The organism is Pseudalkalibacillus sp. Hm43, assembly GCF_051842935.1.
Classification (GTDB): Bacteria; Bacillota; Bacilli; order Bacillales; family Fictibacillaceae; genus Pseudalkalibacillus.
This window is the reverse complement of the sequence record NZ_JBPXRR010000001.1, coordinates 1,403,439-1,417,377: the sequence shown is the minus strand read 5'-3', so window position 1 is coordinate 1,417,377 and position 13,939 is coordinate 1,403,439. Positions and strand designations below refer to the sequence as shown.

At 43.2% G+C, this 13,939-nt stretch carries 11 protein-coding genes; 4 read left to right on the top strand and 7 right to left on the bottom strand.

Translation table 11 applies throughout. The annotated features are described in order from the left end of the window. Positions 1–143 precede the first annotated feature (143 nt). The 3 genes from odhB to ACSVDE_RS07620 all read right to left on the bottom strand — a co-directional run bounded on the left by odhB (position 144) and on the right by ACSVDE_RS07620 (position 5,713). On the bottom strand, positions 144–1,439 hold the full coding sequence (gene odhB, locus ACSVDE_RS07630; RefSeq protein WP_439300328.1) for a 2-oxoglutarate dehydrogenase complex dihydrolipoyllysine-residue succinyltransferase: 1,296 nt from the start codon (positions 1,437–1,439) through the stop codon (positions 144–146). Next, the gene (locus ACSVDE_RS07625) at positions 1,436–4,312 is read right to left on the bottom strand and encodes a 2-oxoglutarate dehydrogenase E1 component (protein ID WP_439300327.1); all 2,877 of its coding nucleotides are present in this window, start codon (positions 4,310–4,312) and stop codon (positions 1,436–1,438) included. The genes odhB and ACSVDE_RS07625 overlap by 4 nt, the downstream gene beginning before the upstream one ends. Before the next feature lie 282 nt (positions 4,313–4,594). Then, positions 4,595–5,713 (bottom strand): MBL fold metallo-hydrolase, encoded by a 1,119-nt coding sequence (locus ACSVDE_RS07620; RefSeq protein ID WP_439300326.1) that lies wholly within the window; start codon positions 5,711–5,713, stop codon positions 4,595–4,597. Between the two features lie 232 nt (positions 5,714–5,945). Here ACSVDE_RS07620 and ACSVDE_RS07615 point away from each other — a divergent pair, with 232 nt between their 5' ends. The 3 genes from ACSVDE_RS07615 (at position 5,946) to ACSVDE_RS07605 (ending at position 7,981) form a co-directional block, all read left to right on the top strand. Beyond that, a complete protein-coding gene (locus ACSVDE_RS07615; protein WP_439300325.1) occupies positions 5,946–6,092 on the top strand; it encodes a hypothetical protein in 147 nt (48 codons plus the stop codon). 116 nt (positions 6,093–6,208) lie between these two features. Beyond that, the gene (locus ACSVDE_RS07610; RefSeq protein WP_439300324.1) at positions 6,209–6,646 is read left to right on the top strand and encodes a hypothetical protein; all 438 of its coding nucleotides are present in this window, start codon (positions 6,209–6,211) and stop codon (positions 6,644–6,646) included. Positions 6,647–6,730: 84 nt separating this feature from the next. Next, on the top strand, positions 6,731–7,981 hold the full coding sequence (locus ACSVDE_RS07605) for a YeeE/YedE family protein (RefSeq protein WP_439301952.1): 1,251 nt from the start codon (positions 6,731–6,733) through the stop codon (positions 7,979–7,981). Positions 7,982–8,116: 135 nt separating this feature from the next. On the opposite strand, the gene ACSVDE_RS07600 is transcribed toward ACSVDE_RS07605, so the two are convergent. Both ACSVDE_RS07600 and ACSVDE_RS07595 read right to left on the bottom strand, forming a co-directional pair. Then, positions 8,117–10,063 carry an aconitate hydratase gene (locus ACSVDE_RS07600; protein ID WP_439300323.1) on the bottom strand — a complete coding sequence of 649 codons (1,947 nt, stop codon included), beginning with the start codon at positions 10,061–10,063 and terminating at the stop codon, positions 8,117–8,119. A 119-nt stretch (positions 10,064–10,182) separates the two neighbouring features. Continuing rightward, the gene (locus ACSVDE_RS07595; protein WP_439300322.1) at positions 10,183–11,391 is read right to left on the bottom strand and encodes an MFS transporter; all 1,209 of its coding nucleotides are present in this window, start codon (positions 11,389–11,391) and stop codon (positions 10,183–10,185) included. 180 nt (positions 11,392–11,571) lie between these two features. Between ACSVDE_RS07595 and ACSVDE_RS07590 the strand changes: the two genes are divergently transcribed. Then, complete coding sequence (locus ACSVDE_RS07590; RefSeq protein WP_439300321.1) at positions 11,572–11,874, top strand: hypothetical protein; 303 nt, start codon at positions 11,572–11,574, stop codon at positions 11,872–11,874. Positions 11,875–11,897: 23 nt separating this feature from the next. Here ACSVDE_RS07590 and ACSVDE_RS07585 read toward each other — a convergent pair whose 3' ends face one another. Both ACSVDE_RS07585 and ACSVDE_RS07580 read right to left on the bottom strand, forming a co-directional pair. Then, positions 11,898–12,926, bottom strand: coding sequence for a serine hydrolase domain-containing protein (locus ACSVDE_RS07585; protein ID WP_439300320.1), 1,029 nt, complete (start codon positions 12,924–12,926; stop codon positions 11,898–11,900). A 145-nt stretch (positions 12,927–13,071) separates the two neighbouring features. Beyond that, positions 13,072–13,905: a response regulator gene (locus ACSVDE_RS07580; protein WP_439300319.1), complete on the bottom strand. Its 834-nt coding sequence runs from the start codon at positions 13,903–13,905 to the stop codon at positions 13,072–13,074. Between the last annotated feature and the right edge of the window lie 34 nt (positions 13,906–13,939).

Below are 13,939 nucleotides of genomic sequence, written 5' to 3'. Positions count from 1 at the left end.
TAACCTCCCATAGACATTTTCGCTAAACCTAGTTGTAGCTTATCACGAACCATCTTGGAAATCCGCTAATATCCTTTTCATCGATAGAAAAAACTCAACCGGACGTTTCCGGGTGAGTTCATCGTCTAACAACTTATTTGTAATTAACCTTCTAAAAGAAGTGATTCTGGATCTTCAAGAAGCTCTTTTACTTTCACTAAGAAGCTTACGGCTTCACTACCGTCTACGATACGGTGGTCGTAGGACAATGCGATGTACATCATCGGACGGTTTTCCATGCGTTCCTTATCAATTGCAACCGGACGCCATTGGATCTTATGCATTCCAAGGATACCGACTTGAGGTGCATTCAAGATCGGGGAAGACATTAATGAACCGAACACTCCACCATTGGTAATCGTGAATGAACCACCTTGCAACTCATCTAGCGTCAATTTCTTGTTACGTGCTTTCTGTGCAAGGTTCTTGATTTCTTTTTCAATACTCGCAAAGCTCAACTTATCTGCATCACGTACGACTGGTACGACGAGTCCTTCTTCTGCACCTACCGCGATACCGATGTCATAGAACTTTTTAAGTACGATTTCATCGCCTTGGATTTCAGCATTCAAGCGAGGGAACTTCTTCAACGCTGCAACAACAGCTTTCGTGTAGAAGGACATGTATCCAAGCTTGACATCATTTTGCTCTAGGAACTGTTCTTTACGACGTTCACGGAGCTCGTTGATGGCTGTGAGATCCACTTCGTTATACGTTGTCAACATTGCAGCTGTTTGTTGTGCTTCAACGAGACGCTTTGCAATTGTTTGACGACGGCGAGACATCTTAACGCGTTCAACTGGTTTTTCATATTGCTGCTGATCAGAAGAACTTGTGGTCTGCTTCCCTTTTGACTCTTGTTTTGGAGCGGATGGTTGTTCTGACTTAGGTCCCTCTGCATGCGCACGAACATCTTCAGAGCGTACTCTTCCAAGTGGATCCGTAGCTTTCACTTTGTTCAAGTCGACACCTAGCTTGCGCGCCAACTTACGAGTAGCAGGAGATGCCATCGGACGATCCGTATCGTCACGATCTTCTTCCGCCGCTTCGTTCTCTTCTTTTTGTTCTTCTTTAGTACTTGGAGCTTCTTCTTTCTTATCTTCTTTAGAAGCATCCTTACTTTCTTCCTTACCGGACTCTTCTGATTTCGCGCTGGAAGCTTCACCGTTTTCGTTCAACTTCGCGATCGTTTCACCAACTTCAACTGTATCGCCAGCTTCTTTCAAGAATTCTTCAATGACACCATCAATTTCTGCACTTACTTCTACATTGACTTTGTCTGTTTCCAATTCACAGACAGGGTCACCTTTGCTGACTTTGTCTCCAACATTCACTAACCATTCGGAAATGGTTCCTTCTGAGATAGATTCTGCAAGTTCTGGTACTTTGATATCGCTCACGATACATTACCTCCTTCAGTTGTCACAGTGTTCGTTTGATTTAGGTTCAATGCTTGATTTAGGATGCGTTCTTGTTCTTTTTTATGAACATCTGGTTCCCCACCAGCAGGGCTGGATCGATCAGGGCGTCCAACATAAGAGATCGTTACACGATTGGAAGCGATGGACTTGATTCTGGATTCGATGTAGAACCATGCTCCCATGTTTTTCGGCTCCTCTTGCACCCATACGATTTCTTCTAGGTTTTCATACTGTTCAAGGTGTTCAACGATTTCATCTTCTGGGAATGGATACAGTTGTTCCATACGTAGTACGTCGACCCAATCCCAATCTTTTTCGTTTGATTCCATTGCTGTCTGAAGATCGATTGCCACCTTACCTGTACATAAAAGAAGTCGTTTCACTTTTTCCTTCTTCACTTCACGGTTCGGTTGTTTCATTACAGGCTTGAACTCACCTTCACTGAATTCTCCTGGTTTAGAAGCTACCCGTGGATTACGAAGCAAGCTTTTTGGTGTCATGATGACCAATGGCCGTACTTCATCCCGTTCTAGAATAGCAGCCTGTTTCCGTAAAATGTGGAAATATTGTGCTGCGCTTGTCAGGTTTGCGACTGTCCAGTTGTTTTCTGCAGACAGTTGAAGGAATCGTTCTAAGCGTCCGCTTGAATGCTCTGGTCCTTGTCCTTCATAGCCATGAGGTAATAAGAGGACCATTCCGGAGCGTTGTCCCCATTTCGCCCGACCAGCAGAGATGAATTGGTCGTAAATGACCTGTGCCGCATTGGCAAAGTCACCATATTGAGCTTCCCAAAGAACGAGCGTTTCCGGAGCAATGACATTATAGCCATATTCATATCCGACAACAGATGCTTCGGATAGTGGGCTATTATGAATTGCGAAGGATGCATTCGCTTCTGTCAATTTGTGCAATGGTGAGTACACTTCTCCTGTTTCAGGATCATGTAAGACGATATGTCGTTGAGCGAATGTTCCGCGCTCCGTATCCTGACCGGTAAGGCGGATCGGAGTTCCGTCCTTCAAGATACTTGCATATGCCAGTATTTCAGCGAGAGCCCAGTCGACTTTACCGTCTTCATCCAATGCCTTATCACGACGGGTCAAGATCTTCTTCAACTTAGGATAAACTTTGAATTCTTCAGGCCATTGTAGCAAACCTTCATTCATTGAACGCAATTCATCCAACTCAACAGATGTTTTGATTTTCGGTAATCCGTTTACGATTTCTTCGGGCGCATTGACTTCATCGATTTCACGCTTGTCTTTTGACACTTTGTCATATTCGGACTGAAGCATGTCCTGAACATCGGATTGGATTTGTTTCGCTTGTTCTTCATCGATCGTTCCATCATTTTGTAGAACTTCAGAATAAAGATGACGGACGGTCGGATGGTTGTTTACGATTTCATAAAGCTTAGGGTTCGTTGCATTCGGATCATCCATCTCGTTATGCCCATATCGACGGTAACCGATCAGGTCGATCAAGAAATCTTTCTTGAAGCGCATACGATACTGATACGCCAGATGCATCGCTGCAAGGCAAGCTTCCGGATCATCAGCGTTTACATGGACAATCGGTATCTCAAATCCTTTTGCAAGGTCACTCGCATATTTCGTAGAGCGTGAGTCTGTACTTTTCGTTGTAAAACCAAGTAGGTTATTCGCAATGATATGTACAGTCCCACCGATTTGATATCCAGGCAATTGACTCAAGTTCAATGTTTCCGCCACAATTCCTTCTCCAGGGAAAGCTGCATCCCCGTGGATCAAGATGGAAAATGCTTTGGATACATCTTGCTTCGGATATCCTGCTGAGCTTCGGTCCTCTTGGGCTGCACGTGTATATCCTTCTACTACAGGATCGACATACTCCAAGTGACTTGGATTGTTTGCGAGTGTGAGTACCGCCGGTTCAGTCGTTCCTTCTTCAATTTCACGATTTCCACCTAAGTGGTACTTCACATCACCCGTCCATCCGTAATTGATTCCCATAGAACCTTCTGATGGTACAAGTTCTTTGTTTGGTGAGTGCTGGAATTCTGCAAAGATTTTTTCATACGGCTTCCCTAATACGTGAGCAAGCACGTTCAATCGACCACGGTGAGCCATTCCAATCATCACATTTCGTGCTCCATCCTTTATACCCGACTGAATGATGTTGTCGAGCATCGGAACCATTGAATCCAATCCTTCGATGGAAAATCTTTTCTGACCGACGAATGTACGATGAAGGAAGTTTTCGAATCCTTCGACTTCTGCCAAACGCTTCAGCAGTGACACGCGGTCATCATTGGATAGCTTCTGGTAGACAGAACCGCTCTCCACCATTTCATAAAGCCAGTTGCGTTCTTCATCTTCATGTACGTGGCTGAATTCGTACGCTAGAGATTTCGTATAGACCTCTCTTAGACGTAGGATGGCATCGTAGCCTGTACGGATGTTGTTTGGTGCTTCGGACCACACGATATCGGCAGGAATCTCTTTCAAGTCTTCATCAGAAAGACCGTATTCCTTAGGATCGAGTAATCGTACTTCTTCAGCATTTTTCATTATTGGGTTAGTTTCTGCAGCTAAATGACCATATGTGCGGATATTCTCTGCTAGTTTGACCGCTGCAACCACTTTCTTCATTGTGCCTGCGTCCTGTTTCATTTCAACTGGTGCAGTTGAATGGTCAGCAACATCATCACTAGAAGTTGGTGGAGGTCCCCATTTATCAAATAATTCCTTTAATTCAGGTTCGACCGAATCTGGATCCTCTTTGTACTGATCGTATAGTTCGATCGCATAGCCAAGGTTTGGACCAGAAAATCCTTGCCATGGCTTCTCGTTGTTTGGTCCATTTGTAGCCATTTCATTTAACCTCCTAGTTACATATGGGATAACTGTGTTTGAACCATCTTCAAGCTTTTTATCAACAATAGAAATGACAGTCGTTTTCGAAGTCTAATCTACTCTTAGAATTCCTTAAAAGCAAGTAAACTAAACTTCCTAGACCATAGTAACATAACAACGCTTTCAGTGGGTTATAAAGCGTTCAATTTCTGATAAATTTCGAACAAAACCGACAATTTATAATATTAGAAAAGGCTGAACGTTCAAGTTCAGCCTTTCAACCTCATCTATTCCGACTTTTCAGCTGATTGCACAGCGGTTTGGACCGACTTCCATCTCTTGTTGCTCTTCCGCATCAGGAGTTTTTTGACCCATGTTCGTTTTTCGGATTTGTTCATGACTGTTCGGTTGTGGTGGCAAATTATCCGTAACCATATGATTGAATTGATCCGGATCTTCTATATTCAATCGTTCGTTTTCCTTATAAAGAGTACTTAGTTTGGCTTGAACACTGCCATCCTCATTCATCTCTTCCATTTCTCCAAAATGTGAAGGGAGTACTGTCAGGTCATCTGACAATTGTTCGTATCGTTCGTATAAGGTGTTTCTCAGATCGTCTACCCAGTCGTCAGCTTTCCCAGCCAGATCCGGACGTCCGATCGAATCGACGAATAAGATATCTCCTGTCAATAAATATTCATCATCGACAATTAGGCTCGTACTACCAATGGTATGTCCAGGCGTATAAATCGGCTTGATTTCGGTATCTCCTACCTTAATAACCTTCCCATCTTCTAAAGGTTGATATTCAAATTGAACACCTTCATCATCTTTTGGCGGGAACCAATAATCCGCATTTGAATCGTCTGCCAATTGTCTTCCTCCGGATATATGATCTGCATGTAAATGAGAATCAACGACGACTTTGATGGTCCATCCTTTTTGACGCACAAAATCTTCATAAACCTCAGTCATCCGGTTTGAATCAATGATTGCGACTTCCCCATTTGATTCAATCAGATAAGACAAACAACCTTTCCCGATTCTTACGAATTGATGGATTGAACCTCCATTCTTCGTTTCTCCAATATGAATAGGTTCGAGATGTTCACTCCAAGCAGTCATGCCTCCTTCCACATATGTGATATCTTGTACACCTGCATCCTTCAATATCGATACTGCTTTTTGTGAAGAAACGCCTTTTGCGCACATGACATAGATGTTTTTGTCTGTTGGCAGTTGCTCCTTTACATCCTCGACGCCATTTTCCAGTTCATTAAAGGGTATATTCATGCTCCGGACGGTGTTTCCTTCAACCGACCAATCTTCATAGTCTTCTTGTTTCCTTACATCCAGGAGAAATACTTCTTCTTTGTTTAAGATTTTCTGCACGAGTTCTTTGACTGTTAAAGGTTCCATAATTGATCTACTCCTCCATTCTTGGATTTGTCTCATCATAGCTTTCCCTGTAGTACTTGATGAATGCCCTCATTTTTGCCATACCCCAATACGTATGTAAGCTAACATAAATCATGGAGCTCCTTTAATTGTAATTGTCAGAATATTTAGGTGTATCACTTGCAAAATGTAGCGAATCGAGGGACAATAATAGTAACAATCCAATAAAATACTCGTGAGGAGTGACGAAAAAATGCATTCGTTGAGGAAGGGCTTGCGGATTTTCGTATTTTCTAACCTTGCAGTCTTTGGATTCTTGTTATTGCTCCCTGCACTCATGATTACAGGTGATCTCGAAATCGTAAAAGAGTTCATCAGTTACCTGAACAAAGATAAATAATTCGAATCTTCTTTAAGAAAACCAGCTGTTACGCTGGTTTTTTTGTTTGGTAGCAAGAGTACAAGCAAGAGCGTCATACAATACCTCTAGACAAATATCTATAAGGAGGGATTGTATTGAGACAGAATAACATTTGGGAACCAACAGCTACTGCAATCAACAGAAGTTTGTACGGTGAATTGATGGTCTGCTCTATGAGCACTCAACTCTTTTATATTCCAGAGACGGCACAATTGGAGGGCAATAAACAAATGCATGACCATCTCGTACCCGCTTCTTATCACCGTGTTACAGCTGCCGGCTCTGCACTGAGAATGATGAACGGCGAAACTCAGCCTGCAGTCATTCAGACGTACGTGGGATGTATTAAAAATGCAGAAAAAGAAGACCAACAGGTACGTGCTGGTTTAGAGGTCATGTTAGAAAATGCTCCGAGCAACTATGAATCATTCGTACAAACCATCATCCAATGGCAAGACTATGCTGAACAAAACTTACAAGAAGCGAAAAAATCTGCAATGCAAGTGACTGGTCCAAATGTTTGGCAAAGTTAGACGACGTGTTCAATCATTTTACATGGTATAGGTTTTGTATTATGATTCCTTCATATCCGAGTAAACAAATAAGAAATGGAGGAAATTAATTTGGCTATAAAAGAAACAGCTTTGCATGAAGATACGCCACTTGGATCACCCGTCCTCCCATCGCCTCAAGCTTTACTTGTCACGGGTGGACTGATTACGACTGCAGTGCTGAGTTATGCGATTCTTTCTTCATCAGGTTTGCAACAAAGTATGACGATGTGGCTTGGTCTTTTACTAGGTTATACATTATTCCATGCTCGATTTGGATTCACATCTGCATTCAGAAGGCTGCTCTCGGTTGGAAATGGTGAAGCGATGCGCGCGCACATGATTATGTTGGCGGTCGCATGTACTCTCTTTGCACCGATCCTTTCCATAGGAGTCGGATTCTTCGATCAAGCACCTGCAGGTTATGTTGCGCCAGTAGGCACGAGTGTCGTCGTCGGAGCGTTCCTGTTCGGTATCGGTATGCAGTTAGGTGGAGGCTGTGCTTCAGGAACCTTGTATGCGGTCGGTGGCGGTCGTTCCGCTATGTTCATCACATTGTTCGCGTTCATCATTGGTTCGGTTTTGGGTGCGTGGCATTGGGATTTCTGGGTGAATCAAACCCCTTCTTTCCCTGCTATTTCTTTGGCAACTAGTACGAACCTCGGCTACACAGGCGCTTGGGTTGTACAACTCGGCATTTTTGCAGCCATATTTGGTGGGACATACTTGATTGCAAAAAAACGTAGACCTCCTTCTATTAAACCCTTACCTACTACAAAAGGCTGGAAAAGGGTTTTACGTGGCTCATGGCCATTATGGGTAGCAGCAATCGCGTTAGGCGTACTGAATGCTGTGACTTTGATGGTAAGAGGAAACCCTTGGGGAGTGACGAGTGCTTTTGCATTATGGGGTTCCAAGATGGCGATGGCACTTGGCATTGATGTGACTCAGTGGGTCTATTGGTCAGGCGATCGAGGAAATGCATTGAACCAATCCATTCTGGCTGACTCCACAAGTGTATTGAATTTCGGAGTCATTTTGGGTGCATTCCTTGCATCAGCAACCGGCGGTGTGTTTGCACTGAAGAAAGTCGGTCTGAAACGAGTCGCAGCTGCGATTGTTGGTGGTTTACTGATGGGTTATGGAGCACGAATAGCATTTGGTTGTAACATAGGAGCATACTTCGGAGGAATCGCTTCCTTCAGCCTTCATGGTTGGGTTTGGATGGTGATGGCACTTGCCGGAACTTTTCTCGCACTTTATCTACGACCGTTGTTCGGCATGTCTGTACCTAAACCAAAAGACACCTTTTGTTAAATGGAAAAAAGGACTGTCCCAGAGTTTCGTATTGAACTCTGAAGGACAGTCCTTTTCTTATAACAAACCTGCTCCATCACAAGCTTTACAAATTTGATTGCGATCCACCATAGTTGATCCTCCTTATCTAGGCTGTTATTTCTGGCGATCTCTTTCCCAATTGATTAAGCCACCTTTTAACATCATCTCTACCTGTCGCTCGGACATGGTATGCTTCGCTTTAATTTCTTTATTTTTACCTTTCACTGTTACCGTGATTTCTTTACCGGATTTCAATTGTTCCCTCAAATTGGAAAGTTGGAGGATGTCTTGGTCATCCAATGCATCAAAATCTTCTTCATTACTGAAGGTGAGTGGCAGTACCCCGAAGTTCACGAGATTTTGCCAGTGGATCCTTGCAAAATCCTTCACCAAGGCGATCCGTAAACCTAAATACCGCGGAGCAAGTGCGGCATGTTCTCGACTAGATCCCTGACCATAGTTGAATCCGCCGACAATGGCATGTCCGCCTTTATCCTTGATATCCATTGCACGATCATAATAGTTCTCATCAACGATTTCGAAGGTAAACTTACTGATCTCAGGGAGATTGCTTCGATACGGAAGGACTCGAGCCCCACCTGCTAATATCTCATCGGTCGAAATGTTATCTCCCATCTTCAATAGAATCGGTAACTCCATTTCGTTTGGAAGTTCGTTCATTTCAGGAATGGATGCGATATTCGGTCCTTTTGCCAACTCTACCTGCTTGGCTTCCTCTTCAGGGAGCGGCTGTTCCAGTAATGCATCATCCACAGTCGGATGGTCTTTATCTTTTACAATTGGATAATCCATGTCCAACTTACGAGGATCCGTAATTTTTCCTGTCAATGCTGAAGCGGCAGCTGTTTCTGGACTGCACAGGAATACGCTGTCTTCCTTCGTACCTGATCGTCCAGGGAAATTCCGTGGTGTCGTCCTCAAGCTGTTGCGACCAGTTGCGGGTGCTTGACCCATCCCGATACAACCGTTACAACCGGCCTGATGAAGTCGAGCTCCAGCCGTTAAAAGACTCCCGATATGCCCGTCCTCAACCAAATCTGTCAACATTTGACGAGATGTTGGATTGATATCGAAAGAAACCCCTTGAGCGATTTTCTTCCCTTTCACGATTTCCGCTGCAATCGCAAAATCACGGAACCCAGGATTTGCTGATGAACCAATATAAGATTGATAAATCGGTTCGCCTTCCACTTCACGAACTGGGACCACATTCCCAGGGCTTGAAGGTTTTGCAATCATCGGTTCAATTTCAGAGAGATTGATCTCTTCATGGAGGTCATACTCTGCTCCATCATCTGCTAAAAGCTCTGTCCAGTCCTCTTCCCTCTCCTGACTTTTCAAGAATCGCTTCACTTCCTGATCTGATGGGAAGACAGTGGTCGTCGCACCAAGTTCAGCACCCATATTTGCGATGACATGCCGATCCATTGCGGTCAGATTTTCAAGTCCAGGTCCATAATATTCGATGATTTTACCGACTCCGCCTTTTACGTCGTGACGCCGTAAAAGCTCTAAAATGACGTCCTTCGCACTTACCCATTCCGGAAGTTTACCCGTCAATTTGATGCCCCAGACCTTCGGCATTTTGATATAAATCGGCTCACCTGCTATCGCCATCGCAACGTCGATCCCCCCTGCACCCATGGCAAGCATTCCCATGGACCCGTTTGCACATGTGTGGCTATCTGAGCCGAGTAATGTTTTACCAGGTTTCGCTAATCGCTGCATATGTACTGGATGACTGACCCCATTACCTGGGCGACTGTAAAATAATCCAAACCGTTTGGTCGCACTTTGCAAGAATAAGTGGTCATCCGGGTTCTTGCTGTCCTCCTGGATGATGTTATGGTCAACGTACTGAGCTGATACTTCTGTTTTGGCTCGATCGAGTTTCATCGCTTCAAGCTCTAACATCACCATCGTACCTGTCGCATCTTGAGTGAGGGTTTGATCGATTTTCAAACCGATTTCACTCCCAGGTTTCATTTCTCCAGAAACTAAATGGTCTTTGATTAACTTTTGTGATACGTTCATTGCCATGACTCTTCCCTCCTAGGATTATTGGTCTAAGTTCACGTACGGTGTTGATGTGATCATGGTCCAATTTCACATCATTTAATAAACCTGTACCCCTTTTCAAATCGTCTTACACGTTGAAATCAGGCTTTTCTTACTACTTGTGTTTTCCATTCAAGCATGAAAATTGTCATTAGAATGGCAGCTGCACCAATCAATGCCAAAACGATAAAAACAGCGTTCATTGAACTTTTAAGAAGGATGGAAACGATCGGTGGCCCAACTGCTACACCAATGAAACGAGTGCTGCTGTAAAAAGACGTAATCGTCCCCCGCTCTTCCTTTTCTATCCCTTCCGTAATCAACGCATCTAGGCAGGGTAACGTAATTCCGATTCCAAGACCTGTCACAGATAACGCAATTAGGATGGTGATCAATTGAGAATCTAGAAACAGCAGTGACACGAGTGAAAGCAAAGCAATGAACCCGCCAAACAAGACGATTCTGTTCATCAGCATCACTTCTTTTCCGATTTTCTTCCCGGTGAAATAAGATGCGATACATAAGACGAGTAATGGAACGGCTAAATAAACCCCTTTTAACACGCCTTCAATTTTATAGGTCTTTTCAAGGATAAAGGACAAATAAATCAGGAAACCAAACAATATGAAAGTCATCATTCCACCAATGAATAAGACGCCTGCTAACCAACGACCGTTTTGATGGAAAATCTTCTTGATTTGCTTTACAAATTCCCCGAACGGAATCGGTTCGTCTTCACGTTTAGGAGGTTTAATGAAAAAAAAGATCAATATGATTGCAATAATCGATAAAAATGGAACGGACCAAAACGGAATATGCCAAGCCCAAATTGCAAGAAAAGCACCTAAGATCGGGCTGAGCACTTTACCAAACGTATTGGAGGTTTCAATTAGTCCTAGTCCTGCGCTCACCTCTTCTTCTGTTTTGAAAAGGTCACCTACGGTAGGTATGACGACTGGGAAGGCACCAGCTGCACCGGCACCTTGAAGAAACCTGCCTAGAAGGATCATCCCGTATGGGTCTTTCAAAGAAACTGCAGCCCAACTGCTGATCAAACCACCTATACCTACTAGAACTAGGCTAGGGATGATGATCTTTTTACGTCCAAAGTGATCGGATAAATAACCAGCAATGGGTATTAAGAAAATCGCGACCACCGAATAAATGGTGATGATCATGCTGGATTGAAACGGTGTGATATTGATTTCTTTTTCTATGATAGGAAGTACCGGGATGAACATGGAGTTCCCCAGAGTCATCAATAACGGAATGGATGCTAATGCGTATAAGGACCATTTCAGTTCTTTCATTTCCTTCTCTCCATGGGTTCAGATCGATTGATTGGGTTAGTGTGTGGGTAGATATCGGGAGCAAGCATGCCCTACACATTTTTACCTATTTAAGTTGAAATATGCATGCTAAGGTTATTGTGTAAGCCTTGAAATGTCCGCTATAATGAGCGTTATAAGAGGAAAAAAGGGGAAATGAAAGTGGATTCAAAAGATCTGGAGAACAAAATCATTCAGAACTACCAAAAAGACGAACATATGATGATCCTTGTATTTGCACAGTGGTGTATCAATCATGACCTGGACCCTCACGCTTTATACGTAAAAGCCTATCCGAATCAAGCAGCGAATCCTGCCCTTCAGCAAGCGATCGACCTGACCGTATCGAAAGAGGAATCTGAAGACATTGCCGATCAGACATTGCTTGGTGTCTTATCGTTGTTTGGGAATGATGATCTGGCTTTTGTGGTGAATGAAGAAATCGATAATCGGAAGAAAAAATAACCGCCGGACTCGGCGGTTATTTTTTAAGCATTCACTAGTTCTTCTTCAATTGCTTTCATGATGAAAAACGGACCGTCAGCTTGATTTGATGGAATCGCGATGATCAAACCAAATTCAGGGTATACAGCAGAGTGGAAGCTTACCCCAGGGTCATATCCCATGACATGGTATTTTAACAATTGCCCATCTTTCATGTTCAACCAGACGCCATAGCCGTAATAAGCATCCTCACGCGCTTTCATATGTCTAGACAGTAAGGTTTTGGTCATCGACTCACTCAATAATTTGTCCGCTAACAATCCTTCCCAAAGCTTGATCATATCGGCAGAGGTCACATAAGCCCCACCATCGGATCCACCTTTCAACGGCATAGTAAAGGTATTCGTCCGGTATGAGCCATCATCTTCATCAATATAGCCGATTGCCGTGTTACGAGGTAGACGGTCCAGTGAAAAATAACCTGAATTCGTCATATCGCACCGCTTAAAAATATTCTCTTCTACATAATCTGTGAAATCCATTCCAGTCAATTGTTCCACGACAAGTCCTAACACAATGTAACCGGCGTTATTGTAATGAAACCTTTCGCCAGGTTTGAACATCTGTTCTTTTTGTTGGAACAAAGGTAGAAAGTCTTCCAATTTTCGTACTTGGTACATGGGGATCGTTTTCCACAGGTCTTCATAATCATCCATTACGGATTCATCAAAATAGTCCGGAATACCAGACGAATGTGTGAGTAGGTGATGAATGGTCAACTCCCTTGAGAAGTTCGGAAACGCGATATCCAAACAATCTGTCAAACGGGTATCAAATGTTAACAATTCTTTCTCAACCAACTGGCAAATGGCAATGGCCGTGAACAACTTGCACCCGGATGCAATGGCGAATCGGGTATCGGATTGTACAGGAAGTGATTCTGACCGGTTGTAAAGGCCAGAAGTTTTTTGAAGTACGGTCTCTCCCTCTTTTTTTATGTGGACAACTCCAGAAAAAGAGTGTTCCTCTATTATTTCATCTACTCTCTTTTCAAAAGTTAAGCTTTTCATCATTCTCAATCATCTCCATATTGTTAGAACTGCTTAACTACCTTCTCTATTCCCATCGGGAGACCTGCAATGAATTTATAAATGAGCCAACTTACTCCAAATTCAGTAAAAAAGCTGCTCCCTTTCAAAAAAAGGAAACAGCCTACCTTCATGATCCATTCATTCTTTTACCTTCTTCAAGACGTTGCTCAAGCCAATCATGTAGTTCTCTGAACCCATCTAGGGTCAATTGGATGGATTGTTTCTCGTTCTGTTCATCCATCATATCAATTGTGATGTTGTTATCATTTTCTGTATAGGTGAATGAGTAGGCTCTGTTCTCCCCCTGAATTTCTTCTTCCCAGTTGCACATATAACTTGTCTTAAATTGTATTTTCTTATCTGATTTAGAAATCATAGATCGTTTTCTCTTTTCTACTGGTTGAGCTAGCGCTGTCTGGTCTGACTCCTGTTCAATCGCGGTTGCTTCAATTGAAGCTGCGACCTCTACGGGACCAATTTCAGTGGTTGGAATATGGTTAACATTCTCTACCATGCTTACAGACTCTTCCACTACTTCTTCCTCTATAACATCATTCTTCGGCTCTTCCTCATCTTCAGGTGTCAGGGGTTTTAAATGGGGTTCTGCGTAACGTTTAACGATTTCTTGCATGTAGTCTGGTTTGAATGGCTTCATAAGGTATCCAACTGCTCCTGCATCCAATGCTTCTTGAATCAGATCTTTTTGATTGCTTGCAGAACAAACGAGAATGACGGCTTCCGCATCATACACTAATATCTCCTTAATCGCATCCAACCCGTTCATTTCAGGCATGGTCAGATCCATCATGACTACATCCGGTTCCAATTCCTTGAATTTTTCCACAGCTTCCTTTCCGTTCACCGCTTCACCTACAACATGGTACCCGTGTTGGATCAGACATTCTCTTGCCATTTTTCTCATAAAGCTTGTATCATCTACGACTAGAAAATTGTAAGACATCCCATTTTTCCCCCTTAATCAATTTAAATGCAAA